The following is a 15,593-nucleotide window of genomic DNA, read 5'->3' on the forward strand; positions in this document are numbered from 1 at the left end:
TCAAGCGACAGAGCGGACTCGGAAGAGGAGTCGGGAGATGACTGCGTAGATGAGGAGGATGCCGCCGAAGTAGGCAAGCAGGAGAGGGAATTTCTCCCAGGAGATGGCCCCGAGCTTGTAGCGGAGGCGCTCCGTGGGGTCGGCGAAATGATAGTGCGGGGAGCCGGCCCAGATCCATTTGAGGACGGAGCTGCCCTCGATGTTGGCCAAGAGCTTCAGGTAGCCAACGCCGTAGAGCCCGAAGATTGCAAGTCCGCTGGAGGCGAGGAATCCGGTGATGCTGCCGAAGCGGGAGGCGGTCGCGGTGGCGAGGGCTGCCAAGGGTGCCATCGCGAGCAGGAACAGCAGGCAGTATTGGAAGTTGGTGGCAATCCACATGGATCGCTCGTCGGGAAGTGCCGGGCTCGCCGCAAAGATGCAGACCGCGGTCGCGATGAGCGGAAGGGGAACCATGAAGGTGAAAATCGCCAGCCACATCTCGAAGAGTTGGCGGCTGGCGGAGACGCCCGTGGTGAGGAAGTATTCACCCATGCCTGAGCGGGCATTGCTTTCGCCCTGCTTTGAGGCGGTGAAAAAGCCCCAGAAAATGGCGGAGAGAAGTGCCATTGCCCAGGTGGCCTGGGCGATCGCCGGCTTGAGCAGCGCGGGGTTCTCCGATGCGCTTGAGATCTTTTCCAGGAGGAAGGGCATGACTCCGGTGACAAAGGCGCAGACCACCCACGACTTGCGTCGGAGGAGTGTTGCTGCGGTGAGTCGATAGAGTCTCATGGTTGCGCTCAGTTAAGCTGTTGCTTGAGTTGGCTCCATGTTTGATCGTGGCCGATCGTGTGGCGAATGGCTTCACCGTGGATGACGATCGCGCTGGGCATTCCCATGGAGTCGTAGTCCGGGTGGCAGCTGACCAGCCGGAGAACCTGCTTGGAACTATCCCGCCAGATGTCTTCGAAAATCTCGCGGGCATAGGCGTCGAGGCCGCTGAAGGGCTCGTCGAGGAGGAGGATGCTGCCTCGTTCGAGATCGACCGAGTTCTCGGCGACGATCAGGTGGGTCTTGCGGCGGTTGCCGGTGGAAAGCTTGCCGTAGGGCTTGCGGGCATCGAGTTCAAGGGAAGCGGCCAAATCGAGTGCCTGGCGGCGCTTGGCGGGCGGAAGCATTGCCTTGAAAATGTCGGTAACCGTGAGCTCGGGGTCGAAACGAAGGTCTTCGGGGAGGTATTGCACCCGGCCGCGGGACTCGAATGAGCCGTCAATCTGCTTCAGGGTCTTGGCGAGCGTCCTCAGCAAGGTGGTCTTGCCGCGGCCGTTGCGTGCGATGAGGAAATGGGTTCCTCCGTCGAGCTGGATGTTCTCCCTAGCGGAGGCCAGGGGGTGGCTGTACCCAATGGTCAGTCCCTCCTGTAACATCAGCTTTGGTGAATTTGAGTCCATGCTAGGCGCTGTGATGTCGCTTTCGTTTCTAGGGATCGCAGCCAGATAATCAAGGTTATTTAATTATCCGGCGGGGCGATGCATTAAGGCTTTAAGAATATTTTTCTAATTAGGCAATAAATTTTTGAACATTTTCGGGAGTGATTGGTCATCATGCGTTAGCGGTATTCCGTAGAATCGGAGAATAGCTGCAGCACCGGGCTTTTTGGGATGATCTGGCTCATTTCCGGATGAAGGGCGGCTTGCAAAACTCCGGCTTTGGGCGGGTGCGGGGTATTTCCGGATTTTCCGCGTGACGACCCGGGGTCGGCTGTTACAACCCCGGCCACCGAGCGAAGCATGGGAGCAAAGCTGACTTACCAGCAGGCCGGGGTGGACACGCGCAGAGCGGCCGCCTTGGTGGGCGATATCAAAGGCCACGTGGCCCGCACACAGCAGAACCGCAAGCTCCTCGGGGCTTTCGGGCTTTTCGCTGCGTGTTACGACCTGAGCTCCTACCAGGAGCCGGTGATCGTGACCGGATGCGATGGTGTCGGAACGAAACTCGAGTTGCTCCTTGAGCACGATTTGCTCGAAACCGCGGGCAAGGATCTGGTCGCGATGAGCGTGAACGACATCCTCACGACCGGCGGGGATCCCCTGATGTTCCTGGACTACATTGGGATCGCGGCACTCGATGAGGCGAAGATCACCCGGCTCATCGGCGGCATGGCGGACTATCTGGCGTCCTGCGACTGCATTCTCGCGGGCGGCGAGACCGCAGAAATGCCGGGAATCGTTCCAGCGGACGTGATCGAACTGTCCGGGTTTTGCATCGGCTGCGCCGAGAAGCCGCAGTTGGTCGATCCTTCCACGCTGAAAGTCGGCGATGTACTGGTTGGCTATGCTTCGGACAGCATCCACGCCAATGGCTGGAGCTTGGTGCGCCGGGTTTTGAAGGAGCATCCTGACTGCGTGAGCGAGGACGAGCTGGTCGGTTTCCTGGAGCCGACCCGGCTTTACCACGACGTGGTCCGGGACATCCGGGCTGCCGGTGTGACACCGAAGGCCTATTCCCACATCACCGGGGGCGGACTTCCGGAGAACCTGGAGCGGCTTTTCCGGGGTTTCGGCGCCGACCTCGAGATTCCGGCATGGGATCTCAAGGGCATCGACAAGCTGCTGGCTCACGTGGACGCGGAAGACCGTTTCCACACCTTCAACATGGGCATCGGCTGGGTGGCCATCGTTTCCCCGGAAGATGCGGACGCCATTCTGGGTGCCGGTCCGGGCGGAACCATCCTGGGGACCTTGGTTGACACCGAGGGAGTTCGGGTGAAAGTCCGCGGCGAGTGATCCCGAGCAAACGATGAGTGACTTCCTGAAGCACGAGTGCGGTATCGCCGCCGTCCGGCTCCGCAAGCCGCTGGCCTATTACTACGATCGCTACGGCACCGCCTTGTGGGGTTTCCACAAGCTTTTCCTGCTGATGGAAAAGCAGCACAACCGCGGCCAGGACGGGATCGGCATCGGTTGCACCAAGCTGCACATGCCGGTGGGGCAGCCCTACGTTTTCCGGCGCAGGGACAGCGAGCGCGACGGCCTGGCCAACGTCTTCCGCAAGGAAATGAAGAGTTTCCACAAGATGGCGCGGAAGGGGATCCTTGATCCGACCAAGCCTGACCAGGTCAAGCAGCACTGCGACTTCGGCGGGGAAGTGCTGATCGGGCACCTGCGCTACGGCACTTCCGGGGAGTTCGACGAGGGTTCCTGCCATCCTTACCTGCGCCGCAGCAACTGGCCGACGCGGACCCTCATGGTCATGGGGAATTTCAACATGACCAACGCGGGGGAGCTCAACAACGTGCTTCTCAATCGCGGTCAGCACCCGGTGTTCGGCACCGATACCCAGACCGTTCTCGAGGAGATCGGATTCCATCTCGATGAGGCCCACACCGATCTCTACCGCCGTCTGCGGGACGAGGGGGTGGAGGGGCGCGACATGCCGGAACGGATTTCAGAGTCGCTGGATCTTGCCCGAATCATCAGCGAATCCGCCGAGTCGTGGGATGGAGGCTATTCGATCTGCGGGGTGGTTGGAAACGGCGACATGTTCGTCATGCGCGATCCGCGCGGGATCCGGCCTTGCCACATGCTGGTGACCGACGAGGTCATCGCTTTCGCATCCGAGCGGGTGCCGCTGATGACCGTTTTCGAGGCAGATGCCTCCGATGTGAAGGCTGTCGATCCGGGCAGTGTCATCACGATCAAGGCGGACGGTTCGTTCGACGACCGGCAGTTCTCGCCGCCGCAGAAATACACTCCCTGCTCGTTCGAGAAGATCTACTTCTCCCGCGGCAACGACCCGCAGATTTACCGCGAACGCAAGGCGATGGGTGCATCGCTGGTGCCGCAGGTGGTCGAGGCGATCGGCGGCTCCTTCGACAAGGCGGTCTTCGCCTTCATCCCGAATACGGCGGAAACCGCCTACTACGGCTTGATGGACGGGCTCCGGCTGTACCGGCGCCAGCAGGTCCGCTCGCAGATCCTCGAGGCGCAGGAAAAGGGGGAACTCACTCCCGAGGTGCTCGACGACCTGATCCTCCGCAATTGGCCGCGTGGCGAGAAGATCGCCCACAAGGACATCAAGATGCGGACCTTCATTTCCCAGGAGAAGGGGCGCGATCAGCTCGTTTCTCACGTCTACGACATCACCTACGGGGTCGTGCGCCCCGACGATGCCCTGGTGGCGCTCGACGATTCGATCGTCCGCGGCACCACCTTGAAGAAGTCCATTCTCAAGATCCTCACCCGGACTTCGCCGCGCAAGATCGTCGTCTGTTCGACGGCGCCGCAGATCCGTTATCCCGATTGCTATGGCATCGACATGTCGGAACTGGGCAAGTTCATCGCCTTCCAGGCCGCGGTGGCGCTGCACCGCCGGGCGGGGCGGCAGGCCTTGCTCGACCGGGTTTACGAGGACTGCCGCAGTGAGCTCCAGAAGCCTGCGGGTCAGATGGTCAACCGCGTGAAGGACGTCTATCGCGATTTCACCGCCGAGGAGATTTCGGCGGAGATCAGCAGGATGGTCTCTCCCGAGGACAGCGATTGGGACGGCGAGGTGGAGGTCATTTTCCTTTCGATCGAAAACCTCCGGGCTTCGATCAAGGGGCCCTGCGGGGACTGGTATTTCACCGGTGACTATCCCACGGCGGGCGGTTACGCCACGGTCAACGCGGCCTACGTCCGTTGGTATGAGGGAATCGGGGGACGCAGCTACGGCTTGCAGCTCTGAGGACTGGACGGAGCTCACGTCTCTTTATCACTTCGTACGGGATGCGTCTGGAGCAGACGGGATGGGTCGTGGTTCCGGCCCCGGGCTACATGGTGGTGCTGGTTCCGGGTGGCACGATTGATTTGTAGATACGTAATTCATTGAAAAGCAGAGTTTTCGATTCAATCGATTGTCTTTTCTAAAAAGAATTCAAAGAATTTTGGAAATCCACACGGGCTGACTGCGATTGGTCCAGTAATGACGAGCTTCTTCCATTCCTTGGATCTCCCGACCGGACCAACAGTTCCGGGGGGTGCTTGCGGAACGGAAAGGAATCCAAGTCGGTTGATGCTCGTGGCACCGCGTGGCAGCGAAAGCTCCCCGGTGCCGACCAATTTCCAGGTTTCGGTCCGCTTGTCGGGGGGAACGGCCATGATGATGCAATCGCGGATGCGGCACGAGGTCGGGGGACCTGGGCCGCGGAGCCGGGCACATCGGGTCGTCTGGCTGCGGACCGGTCGCCGGGGATCGACACGTTCCTGCCGGGGGGCAGGCCGGTCGTCGATCCCGAGCGCCTTTCCATGGTTGGGTTGATCGTGTTCAAGCGTCGCCGGGCCGCGGAGGCCCGGCGCGCTGCTTCTTCCTGAACTGGCTCACGACTTGGCCGGGGCGGACGATCCGGGGGGGGGGCGGGCGTCGTCCCGGCCGGTTCTTTGTCCACACGGGGGGATGACAAGGGCGAGGTTTCCCGCTATCCGGTGCGGAAGATGAGTCGAGCTGCCTGCATCCTGATGATGATTTTCCTGGTCTCTCCCGTGATTGCCGAGGGGGAGTGGCGTGTTTTCACGAGCGAACTCGGTCAGCAGTTGGAAGCGAAAGTCGTCAAGGTGGATGGCGATTTGGTGACGCTCCAGCGGCGGTCGGACGGGCGGAAGTTCGTCCTCGAAGTCGACGAACTCAGCGACGAGGACCAGGAGTGGCTCGACGCGTGGGAAGAGGGATCGCCGCCGCCGACGCCGGCAAAGGAGGCGGAACCGGCGGAGGGTGAATTGAAGAAGAGCCTGTATCCCCGGTCCAAAAAAGAGATCACCGCGGGCTTGAAAGAGATCCTCGGCCGCAAGATTCCCGATGGCATCGACAAAACCGCGGGCAAGGCGGTCAACCAGCTGAACGCCTACCGCTTCCTGTGCGGCGTGCCCTCCGTGGTGGAGGCCGACGCGACGATGAACGAGCAGGCAACCGAAGCAGCGAAGGCTTGCGACAAGCACGGATCGCTGTCCCATGACCTCGGACACTTCACCAACATCTGCAACTTGAGCGGCGGGCCGGATGTGGTTGGCAGCGTGCGGAGCTACATCGACGATGGCGGCGCGAACAACCGTGAGGTCCGCGGCCATCGCCGCTGGTGCCTGAATCCGCCGATGGGGAAAACCGGCTTTGGTGGCGCAGACCGGTTCGCGGCGATGGTGGCCATGGATTCCTCCGGGGACGGCAAGGGGCGCGACAGCTGGGCCTATCCCGGGAAAGGCTTGTTTCCGCTGGAATACCTCCATGGCGACGGTTGGTCGCTGTACCTCCGCGAGTCGGCACCGAAGAAGGACGACGTGACCGTGGAGGTCTTCAAGTTGAGCGACCGTCCACTCAAACCACTGACCTGGGCGGACAAGACCCCGGGCAAAGAGCTGGAGGTGGTGTGGGTTTCCACCGCCTACAACGCGATCAATTTCGAGCCGAAGGAAGCGAACAAGAAGGGCATCTACTGGGTGCGCGTCCGCGGGGGAGGGGTCCGCGAACAGTATCTGGTCGAACTCTACTGAGCGGCCTTCCGCTCGTTCCAGTAGACGATCAGGTTCCTAGTCGCGCGCCCGGCGGCGATGATGTCCGGCTTGCCGTCGCCGTTGAGGTCCGCGACTTTGAAATCCTCGCAGGCCATCGTGTTGTTATCGACCGTGGCGTGGAGTTTCCAAGCGCTGCCGTCGTCGGCAGTCGGGACGTAGAGGCGGATGCCGACCTTGCCGTTGGCGTCCGGCTCGCGCCAGCCGGCGATGATCTGGTCATGGCCGAGGCCGAGGAAATCGGCGGCCGAGAGGGCGTGGCCCTGTTTCAGCGAGTCGTCGAGCACCACCCGTTTCTCCGACCAGAGGCCGCCGGGGTTCTCGGGGTTCACCACCACCTCGTTGCCGTGGAACGGCTCGATGGTCGCGATCATCCGCTGGCCATTCGGGAGCTTTCCCAGCCGCACCTCTCCGCTGCCCTTGGCGGTCATCGGCTTGGCCGTCCATTCGTCGCCGGAGCTTTCGATCAGGTGCACGCCTTCCTTGCAGGCGACCAGCATCGCCTCACCCTCGTTGCCCGGCCAAGGCACGGGATCGAAGTTGTGGGCGAGGTGAAAGTCGCCGTTGATCAGGAAGGTCGGCCACTCCTTGTCGGCCTGGGGCCGGTAGCCGAGGAAGCGGATCCCGTCTCCTTCGGTGTTGACGTTGTTGCAGCCATGCAAAGGCAGCACGGCGAGGAAATGGTTTTGGCCCGACTCCTTCACCCAGTGCATGCGGTGAACCGTCGGCTCATGGTGCTGGGCCCGCGCGGGCCATTCGGCGCGGCGGTCCTCCGGCGTGGTGAGTGAAAAGACGGCCCCGCTGTTCCTGGTGTCGCCGGGGTTCCATCCTGCGCCGATCGCGACCTCGGGCTTGCCGTCGATCTCGCAGGCCGCGACGCAGACGTGGTCGAGCTTGGTCAGCGCGCCGGTCATCCGATGCTTCGTCCAATCCGGGTTGTGATACCAGACCGTCTCCTTGGCATCGACGAGGACGATGTCGGGCTTGCCGTCGCCGTCGATGTCGGTGATCGCGAGCCCGTAACCGATCCCGAGTTTCGCATCCAGCGACTCCGCCCGGAACACGGCCGGCGGTGGCTCGGGAAGCCCGTGGGCGACGAGCGTGGTGGCGGCGAATGCGAAGAGTCGGATCTTGGGCATGCCGTGACTACGCGGCCAGCGGTCTGGATTCATCGCGGCGGTTCGCTCGAAAGCCGGGTGATCGCCTCCTTGACCCGGCCCTGGCCGGCGGGAGGGAGGATCAGGTAGCGGTGCTTGCCGCCGGCGTCCGCCTTGAAATGGGTCGCGCCCTTTTCATCGACTTCAACATGCCCGGGTTCGGAGAGCTCGAAGTAACCGTGGTCCGGCAGCACCGCGTGCAGCACCGAGGTCGGATCCCAGGTCGGCCGGTCGTGCGGCGGGGGTTCGTAAAGGTAGTAGGCTTCCTTCAGCGGATGATGCGGGGTGTATTCGTAGTCCCGCTCGATGCTCTGGTGGGGGTAAGTCGCCGCGATGCCGATCTCGAACCCGCTCCACACGCAGGGCGTCGGCCAGCGATCCGCGAGTGCCCGCGCGGCGGGGAGATCCTGGACGATGTTGTATTCGCCGTAGCGGGCGTTGCCGTGGATCGGCTGAAAGGCACCTGCCATCAGCGAGAGGAGCTTCACTTTCTTCCGGACCAGGTCCTCGCCGTTGAGCGGGGAATAGCCGTCGGGAGGCGAGTCCAACAGGCGCGCCAGATTGGTGAAGAAGCCGACCTGGATCATCACCACCGAACCGTCTTCCTGCCCGGCCAAGGTCTTCCTCAGCAGCCCGACGGCTTCCGGAGCGTCGCCGCCTTTCAAGTCGTGGGGATAGCGCGGCTTGCCGTCATCGGTCGCATTCACCAAGCCGTTGAACTTGCCTTCTTCCCGGGTTGCGCCGTCCCGCACCGCGCCGACCGGGATGTCGGGCCGGCGGTAGAAGGTGTTCACCGCGTCAACGAAGGGAGCGGCGAGGGCGTGATCCTTGGTCACCGTGACGGCGAGCAGCTTGCAGTGGCCGCGGGATTCCAGCGAGTGGAGCATGGCGAGCGCCATCACGTCGTCGACGTCGTTGCCCATGTCGGTGTCGAAAATCACCGGCACGGGGTCGGCGGCGGCGAACGAGACCGCGAAAAGGGCTGCAAGCAAGGATGTGGTTTTCATGAAAGGGTCAGGGCCGGACCCAGCCGCGCTGGATCGCCAGCTTCACCACGCTGGTCCGGTCCGGCGCGCCGGTCTTGGCGAGCAGGTTGGATACGTGGAGCTTCACGGTGTTTTCCGAAATTCCGAGCGCGGCCGCGATCAGCTTGTTCGGCTGGCCGTCGACGACCAGGTGCAGGATCTCCATCTCGCGCGGGCTCAGCGGCGTGCGGGCGCGCTGTTCGCGGAACTTCTCCGCGATCCGCGGGGGAAAGCAGGTACCGCCCGCGGCCACCGCCCGGATCGCGGCGAGCAGCTCGGCCCGCGGGGTGGACTTCGGGAGGTAGCCGGCCGCGCCCGACCCGACCGCGCGGGCGATGTCGGTCTCGGTTTCATCGACCGAGAAAACGATCACCTTCGTCTCCGGAATGTAGGCCTTGATCTGGTCTAACACCTCGAGCCCGTCCAAGTCGGGCAGCCGCAGGTCGAGCAGGATGAGATCGGGCCGGAGGTCCTGATGGGCGGCGATCGCCTCGGCCGCGGTCGCGGCTTCCCCGCAGATAGAGAGATCCGCCTCGCCGTCCAGGCTGCCTTTCAATCCGGCGCGGACGAAGAAGTGGTCGTCGACCAGGAGAATGCGGAGCGGGGGATTCATGCGGGGATGCTCACGGTGACGATGGTGCCGCGGCCGGGTGCGGATTGGATGGCGAGCCGGCCTTTGATCCGGTCGGCGCGTTCTTTCAGATGCAGCAGGCCGAAACTCGGCCGGCCTGCCGGCGGCGGGCCGGCGGGGTCGAAGCCCTTCCCGTCGTCCTCGACCTTCAGCCGGGTTTCCTCCGGCAAGTACTCCAGCGCGACATGGATCTCGTGGGCCTTGGCGTGTTTCAGCGCATTTGCCACGGACTCCTGGGCGCAGCGTAGCAGGTGGAACTCGACCGCCGGATCGAGCGGCCGCGATTCGCCCGATACTTCCAGGGTGACCTCGGGGGAGCCACCGGGATTCGCCTCTTCCGCGAACTGCACCAGCGCCGCCGCCAGCCCCTCGCGCTGGAAGGTCTGGGAGCGGAGCTCGAAGACGGAACGCCGCGCCTCGTCGCGACAGTGTTCCAACATCCGGGCTGCGCCCGAAGCAAGGTCGCGCACGGAATCCGGAGAATCGGCGATGCGGTCCCGCAAAGTGTCGAGCTGGAGATGCAGGCCGGCGAGGTACTGCTCCAGGCTATCGTGAAGTTCGCGCCCCATCCGCTGGCGTTCCTCGACGAGGGTGCGGTGGACCAGTTGCGCTTCGATCAACCGTGTCTGCTTCGCCACCTGCTGCTTGAGCGAGACCACCCAGAGGAGTCCCGCGACCAACGCGATCCCGGCACCCGCCAGCAACGCGGATCTCCGCGCTGGCGTGAGCCAGGGTGCCGATGAAAGGATCACGATGTCCTCCGGTCCACGCAGCAGCAGCTCGCCTCCATCCGCCACGCCCGTCAGCAGCACCCGGGCACCGGCTTCCAAGCCGCCGGCAGCGCCCGGACCGCGGGCGGTCGCGGAGGTGCCATCCCGGCCATCGATCTGGATCCTCGCTCCCGCCGGTGAGGCATCGACACTTCGCAGGATGCCTTCGACGGATACCAGCGATCCGCGCATCCCCTCGTCCGCCAGTTCTCTTGCGCGGGCGACCCGTGCGGCGGGCGGCGACCCCTTGGCCAGCACTTTGACGATGGCATCCGAGAGACCTTTGTCGGAAAGGTAGCCGGTCGTCGAAACGACATCACCCACTTCCAGGTCGAGCTCCTGCGGCGTGCCAATCCAGGTGCCCTGCGATCCGTCGGTCAGGAAGAACCCATCGCCTGGAGCCGCCAGCGACACAGTCCCATCGATCCGGACCCGCCGGCCGCGCACCTCCGGCGGCAGGTAGCGGCGCAAGTTGCCGAGCGGCAGCGGCGGCTGGTCGAATGATGCGGCGCTGGCCTCGTCGTCGCGGATCACCCAGCTGGAATCGCCGATCAGCAGGTGGGCGTCCTCCAGCCGTCCCATCGCGTCGCCGCCGCCGGCGACGATCCCGTGCAGCTGGATCTCCTGGTTCAGCCAGTCCTCCTTCCGGCCGAGTTCGAGATGGTCTCCCCACGCCTCGATCGAGCGGTTCTCCGGCCCGCTGAGCACCAGCGAAAGATGCCCCGGACCACCGCCCGCCGCCGCCTTGAAATCGCGCACCGTCCCGCGGATCGAGACGAACTGGTCGTGCCAGCGGCCGGTCTTGAGCTGGTCGAAGGGCACCGGCACCGGTTCCGGCATCTTGCCGGCGCCGAGCACGGAGAGATTCACCGGCGCCGCTTCGGCCCCGGAGGACGCGCCCGCGATGCTCGGAGAAAACTCGCCCGCCCAGGTGATGCCCTTGATTTCCACCTTGTCGCCCATCCGGGCCTCGACGGCCCCCGGCGTGCCGGTCTTGCCGGGCCGGAAGAACACCGAACCCGTGTCGTCGTGGATGAAAGCGTGGCCCGAGTTGCCGTCGAAGTAGGTCACGACGCCCTCGATCCTCACCGGCAACCGGGCCCTCGCTCGGTCGGGCGTGAGCGCGCGGATCTGCTCGACCTTCGACAAGGCTTCCGGCTCGCCGGACCCGGGGGTCGGCAGGAGCAAGAGGAACGCGAGGTGTCGGAGGCGGAGTCGCATCGGGCGGAGCGTCCCCCGGTCTAGCAGGGGCGAGCCGTCCGACCAATAGTAGGAATAGGTAGGGGTGGCGGTCTTGCCACGCGGGCGGGTCCGCGTATGTGCTGGCACGAGTATTCCCGCCACCATGATCCAACGACTCCGCTTCGCCTCCCTGGCCGCCGTTTCCGGCTTCCTGCTCTTTGTCGCCGCCTGGTCCCCGCATCTCGCCAAGGGTCAGGACGCGGTGCTCGCCGAACCGGCCGCCGGCGAGGTGGAGATGAAGGTCGAGAAGGAACTCATCGAGAACCCGATGGAGTCGAAACTCGTCCAGGTTGACTGGATCGAGGAGATGTTCGAGGGCGGGCTGACCATGGTCGCCCTGGCGATCCTTTCGGTCGGCATGCTGGCTTTCCTGCTGGAGCGCTTCTTCACCCTCCGCAGCGGCAAGTTCATGCCGCCCGCCCTGCTCAAGGAAGTGCGTCCGATGTTCCACGAACGCCGCTACGACGACATCCTCGCCGCTTGCAAGAAGCACCCGTCGACGGCTTCGGAAATCATCCGCCACCTCGTCGAGTTCCGCGGCACCAACTTCGACGTCCTTCAGTCCGGCGCGGCCGACATCGGTGCCCGCGCGGTGCTCGATCAGGAGGAGAAGTGCAACCCGCTCAGCGTGATCGCCGGCATCGCGCCGCTGCTCGGGCTGCTCGGCACGATGATCGGGATGATCGAAGCCTTCAAGCTGGTCGAGGTCTTCGGTGATGAAGGCGGCGCGTCCTTGCTGGCGGGCTCGATTTCCAAGGCACTCATCACCACCGCGGTCGGCCTGATCCTCGCGATCCCCGCGCTGCTCGGCTACCACTGGTCGCGCCGCCGCGTCCACACCATCGCCGGCTCGATCGAGATCGAAAGCGAGTCCCTGCTCAAGGACTGGTTCCTCAGCCGCAAATGAACCTCCGCGCCAAACGCAAGCGGCCGGCGGAGACCGGCGTGCTGCTCTCACCGCTCATCGACTGCGTCTTCCTGCTGCTCGTCTTCTTCCTGGTTACCAGCATGATCAAACGCTTCGAGCGCCAGATCCCGGTGACCTTGTCCGACGACACCTCCGCGATCACGCCCGAGCCGAACGACGATTCGTTCCCGATCGGCGTGGACACCTTCGGCGCGCTCTACTCGCCGGTCGGCCAGAACTGGTCCGGCGTGCGCGCCTTCACGCCACTCGACGACCCGCAGTCCTGGCTCGACAACCTGCTCGCGGAACGCGGCGGCACCAAGCCCGTCACGGTGGTCGTCGAACGCGGCACGCCCTTCCAGAAGGTCATCGACGCCCAGGACCGCCTCGAGCAGACGGGCTTCGATTCGATCCGCTTCCGCATCCGCGACTTCCCCCTGGGCCAGACCGGCGAAGCCTCCCGATCCGACTGATTTCCCATGCGCCTCCGATCCCGCCGCCAGCCCGAGCCCGATGTCTCCATGGGGCCGCTCATCGACTGCGTCTTCCTGCTGCTGATCTTCTTCCTCGTCGCCACGATGTACAAAAAGAAGGACCGCGACATCGACATTGTCCCGCCGGAGTCGTCGTCCGCGGTCAAGCTGCCGCCCGATGACGACCAGCTCGTGATCGGCATCAACGAAGCCGGCGAGGTTTTCTGGCAGGGTGATCCGGTTTCCCGCACCCACCTCCACGCCGAGCTGGCCGAGATCGCCGGGGCGCATCCCGACCAGCGGATCCGCCTCGACGCCCACTACGAGACCCCCTTCGAGATCGTGGTCGAAGTACTGGACTCCTGCAAGTTCCGCGGTCTCGCGAACGTGGGCATCCGCACCTACGACGACCGCTACAACGCCCGCTGACCGATGAAGAAAATCCTCATCATTTCCCTCGTCCTCCACGCCATCCTCGTCTGGATGCTCGCGCCGTGGATGAAGACCCGGATGGAATTCGACACGGCCAAGGAGGCCGAGCGCACCGAGGAGGTCCGCAAGCGCGAACTCGCCCGCCAGGAGCACGACCGTCTCAAGCGGGAGCGCCAGCGGCTCGACGAGAAGACCGCGCTGAAGCTGAAGAAGGACCTCGAGAAGACCAAGAAGGCCAAGCTCGAGCGGCAGGTCGATGAACTCCGCAAGCTGCGGGATGAGATTCTGGAGCGCCAGCAGCGGGAACTCGCGCAACTGCGCGAACGGCAGGAAAAGGACATCATCGCCAACGCCCAAGTGACCTTCACGCAGCAGGCGGAAGACTTGAAGGAGCACGTTGCCAAGTTCATCGGAAACGTGAACCGCCGCAGCTTCGTCGTCGGTGGTTACCAGAACGGCTACGAACGCAGCGCCAAGGGCCTCCTCGACAGCGTCGTCATCCACCGCGCCGTCCTCGCTCCTCCATTCGAGGGAACGCCGGTCCATCGATTTGCGTTCGACGGCGACCTCAAGGACGCGGTCACCGGCAGGGAAGGTTTTCTCGATCGGGAAGCCGAGCTGGTCAACAGCCCCAGCTCCGGTGGTCAGGCCTTGTCCGGCAACGGAGTCAACTCACGCGCCGAATTCTGGCCCATCGATTTCGGCGACGCCTTCACGATTATCGTCTCGGCCAGCTTGAAGCCGAAAACCGAGCGTCCGCAGCTGCTCTTCGCTAACTCCCACTCCGGCGAGAACAACCGCGGCTTCCGGGTGTCCATCGATCCCACCGCCGCCGACGCCACCGCCGGCCAGGTGGTGCTCTCGACCAGTGGCGAGAAGGCGGAGGGGCAGGAGGTCCGTTCGCATCCCGGTGCGTTCGGCTTCGGGGCCTGGCACGAGGTCGCCGTCGCGATCGACAAGTCCGCCGGCACCGCGCGGATCTACATCGACGGCCGGGACGTCACCGCGCCGGGCGGGAGTCTCGCCGCCGACTTTTTCAGCGGTGGCACCACCATCGACGGCTCGGAAATGGAGATGGCGGAAGCCCTCGCGGAGCACATCGAACGCGACGCTCCCTCTCCGGACAACGCGGAGGTTTTCAAGAAGGAGCTCGAGGAGATCCAGGCGAAGCTCGACCAGCGGATGGAGGAAACGCCGGATCTCCACGATGTCCGTGGCGAGATCACCGAGTCGAAGCGCGCCGCCGAGGCGATCGCCGAGAATCTCGACGCTCTCGCGGAGAAGACCGACCTGGCGACCATGAATGACACCTCGGAGTCGGTCGCCGACAAGTTGTCGCCGCAGGCCGCGCCCGCGAACGCCACCCCGGCCGAGCTATACCAGGAGGCCAGCGAGATCGAGGCACAAATCAGTGAAGCCTATGCCGACGTCAACGCCGCGGCCAAGGCGGTGACGGAGAACCAGAGCTTCGCCGAAACGCGGGAAGAAACGAGGGCCTACACGCCGGATCGGCCGGATCTCGCGAACCAGCTTGCCGAACACGAACCCGCTCCGGGCACCGTGGGCGAACTCGACGAGTTCCGCGACAACCTCGACCGCGCCACCAACGAGGTGAATGACATGGCCTCGCGGGCGCGGGGATTGTTAGGGACGGCCGACAACCGCTCGCTCACCCAGTCGCGGGAGTTCAGCGGGAGCGCCTTCTCCAGCAGTTCGGCCCGGCTGGCCGCCGCCCGGTCCCAGAACAGCTACGGAGCGGTGGTGGACATGACGGGCATGGGCAGCGGCGACGGCGACTCGCAGGGAATGCGCGGTGATTTCAGCGGCGAGGGGGCCAACATGGCGGCGTCCGATGGCAAGCAGAAGACGATCAGTCTCGACCAAGGTGCGATCATGGCGAAGGCCTTGCCCGGCCGCCGCTTCACCGAGAAGAGCCTGCGCAGCGGCTGGCTCTACCTCGACACCTGGTATGTGATCGGTCCCTGGGAAAACCGCGGGAGCATCGACTTCGACGTCAAGCATCCGCCGGAGGAAGAGATCGACTTCGACGCCGTGTACCGCGACGGCAAGTTCTCCGACCGGCCGGATCATCCGCAAAAGGACCTGCGCTGGCAGTTCTACCAGAGCGACTCCGTGCGCTGCCAGCCTCCGGAAGTTTCCGGTGCCAGCACCTACTACGCACACACCGAGGTCTGGTTCGAGAACGACCGCGACATGCTCATCGCGGTCGCTAGCGACGACGCCGCGAGCGTGTGGCTCAACGACCAGATCATCTGGCAGGACCGCGGGCAGTCGTCCTGGAACCTCGGCGAGGGCTACCGCCGGGTCCACTTCCGGAAGGGCTACAACAAGATGCTCGTCCGCATCGAAAACGGGCCCGTCCACTGCGTCTGGAGCGTCTTGCTTTGCCCGCCGGAGGTCATGAAGTGACGTGGTGGACC

14 protein-coding genes are annotated in these 15,593 nt (G+C 64.3%); 7 read left to right on the plus strand and 7 right to left on the minus strand.

Features of this window, described 5'->3' with window-relative positions; genetic code table 11:
• Together IG178_RS03210 and IG178_RS03215 are read right to left on the minus strand one after the other, a co-directional pair.
• Positions 1-768, minus strand: coding sequence for a hypothetical protein (locus tag IG178_RS03210; protein ID WP_193211064.1), 768 nt, complete (start codon positions 766-768; stop codon positions 1-3).
• A gap of 8 nt (positions 769-776) precedes the next feature.
• Positions 777-1,403, minus strand: coding sequence for an ATP-binding cassette domain-containing protein (locus tag IG178_RS03215; protein ID WP_193211065.1), 627 nt, complete (start codon positions 1,401-1,403; stop codon positions 777-779).
• Positions 1,404-1,766: 363 nt separating this feature from the next.
• Here IG178_RS03215 and purM point away from each other — a divergent pair, with 363 nt between their 5' ends.
• A complete protein-coding gene (gene purM, locus IG178_RS03220; protein WP_193211066.1) occupies positions 1,767-2,762 on the plus strand; it encodes a phosphoribosylformylglycinamidine cyclo-ligase in 996 nt (331 codons plus the stop codon).
• A gap of 13 nt (positions 2,763-2,775) precedes the next feature.
• Complete coding sequence (locus tag IG178_RS03225) at positions 2,776-4,701, plus strand: amidophosphoribosyltransferase (RefSeq protein WP_193211067.1); 1,926 nt, start codon at positions 2,776-2,778, stop codon at positions 4,699-4,701.
• Between the two features lie 161 nt (positions 4,702-4,862).
• On the opposite strand, the gene IG178_RS03230 is transcribed toward IG178_RS03225, so the two are convergent.
• Complete coding sequence (locus IG178_RS03230) at positions 4,863-5,114, minus strand: hypothetical protein (RefSeq protein ID WP_193211068.1); 252 nt, start codon at positions 5,112-5,114, stop codon at positions 4,863-4,865.
• A 360-nt stretch (positions 5,115-5,474) separates the two neighbouring features.
• On the opposite strand from IG178_RS03230, the gene IG178_RS03235 reads away from it, so the two are divergent.
• Positions 5,475-6,497: a CAP domain-containing protein gene (locus IG178_RS03235; protein ID WP_193211069.1), complete on the plus strand. Its 1,023-nt coding sequence runs from the start codon at positions 5,475-5,477 to the stop codon at positions 6,495-6,497.
• On the opposite strand, the gene IG178_RS03240 is transcribed toward IG178_RS03235, so the two are convergent.
• From IG178_RS03240 to IG178_RS03255, 4 genes are read right to left on the minus strand one after another with little or no spacing between them, the layout of a single operon-like run.
• Positions 6,491-7,654, minus strand: coding sequence for an FG-GAP repeat domain-containing protein (locus IG178_RS03240; protein ID WP_226894701.1), 1,164 nt, complete (start codon positions 7,652-7,654; stop codon positions 6,491-6,493). The genes IG178_RS03235 and IG178_RS03240 overlap by 7 nt on opposite strands.
• Positions 7,655-7,683: 29 nt before the next feature.
• Positions 7,684-8,679: a nucleoside hydrolase gene (locus tag IG178_RS03245; RefSeq protein WP_193211071.1), complete on the minus strand. Its 996-nt coding sequence runs from the start codon at positions 8,677-8,679 to the stop codon at positions 7,684-7,686.
• 7 nt (positions 8,680-8,686) lie between these two features.
• Positions 8,687-9,310, minus strand: a complete 624-nt coding sequence (locus tag IG178_RS03250) for a response regulator (RefSeq protein ID WP_193211072.1) — start codon at positions 9,308-9,310, stop codon at positions 8,687-8,689.
• Positions 9,307-11,319: a sensor histidine kinase gene (locus IG178_RS03255; RefSeq protein WP_193211073.1), complete on the minus strand. Its 2,013-nt coding sequence runs from the start codon at positions 11,317-11,319 to the stop codon at positions 9,307-9,309. The genes IG178_RS03250 and IG178_RS03255 overlap by 4 nt, the downstream gene beginning before the upstream one ends.
• A gap of 124 nt (positions 11,320-11,443) precedes the next feature.
• Between IG178_RS03255 and IG178_RS03260 the strand changes: the two genes are divergently transcribed.
• Genes IG178_RS03260 through IG178_RS03275 form a run of 4 tightly spaced genes read left to right on the plus strand, consistent with a single transcriptional unit; the run spans position 11,444 to position 15,582 of the window.
• Entirely contained in the window at positions 11,444-12,247 is an 804-nt protein-coding gene (locus tag IG178_RS03260; RefSeq protein ID WP_193211074.1) for a MotA/TolQ/ExbB proton channel family protein, read from the plus strand.
• On the plus strand, positions 12,244-12,720 hold the full coding sequence (locus IG178_RS03265) for a biopolymer transporter ExbD (RefSeq protein ID WP_193211075.1): 477 nt from the start codon (positions 12,244-12,246) through the stop codon (positions 12,718-12,720). Before IG178_RS03260 ends, IG178_RS03265 begins: the two co-directional genes overlap by 4 nt.
• A gap of 6 nt (positions 12,721-12,726) precedes the next feature.
• Positions 12,727-13,149, plus strand: a complete 423-nt coding sequence (locus IG178_RS03270) for an ExbD/TolR family protein (protein ID WP_193211076.1) — start codon at positions 12,727-12,729, stop codon at positions 13,147-13,149.
• A 3-nt stretch (positions 13,150-13,152) separates the two neighbouring features.
• A complete protein-coding gene (locus IG178_RS03275) occupies positions 13,153-15,582 on the plus strand; it encodes a hypothetical protein (protein WP_193211077.1) in 2,430 nt (809 codons plus the stop codon).
• Positions 15,583-15,593: the final 11 nt, after the last annotated feature.

Source organism: Neoluteolibacter marinus (assembly GCF_014904755.1).
In the GTDB taxonomy this organism is placed as follows: Bacteria; Verrucomicrobiota; Verrucomicrobiia; order Verrucomicrobiales; family Akkermansiaceae; genus Haloferula; species Haloferula marina.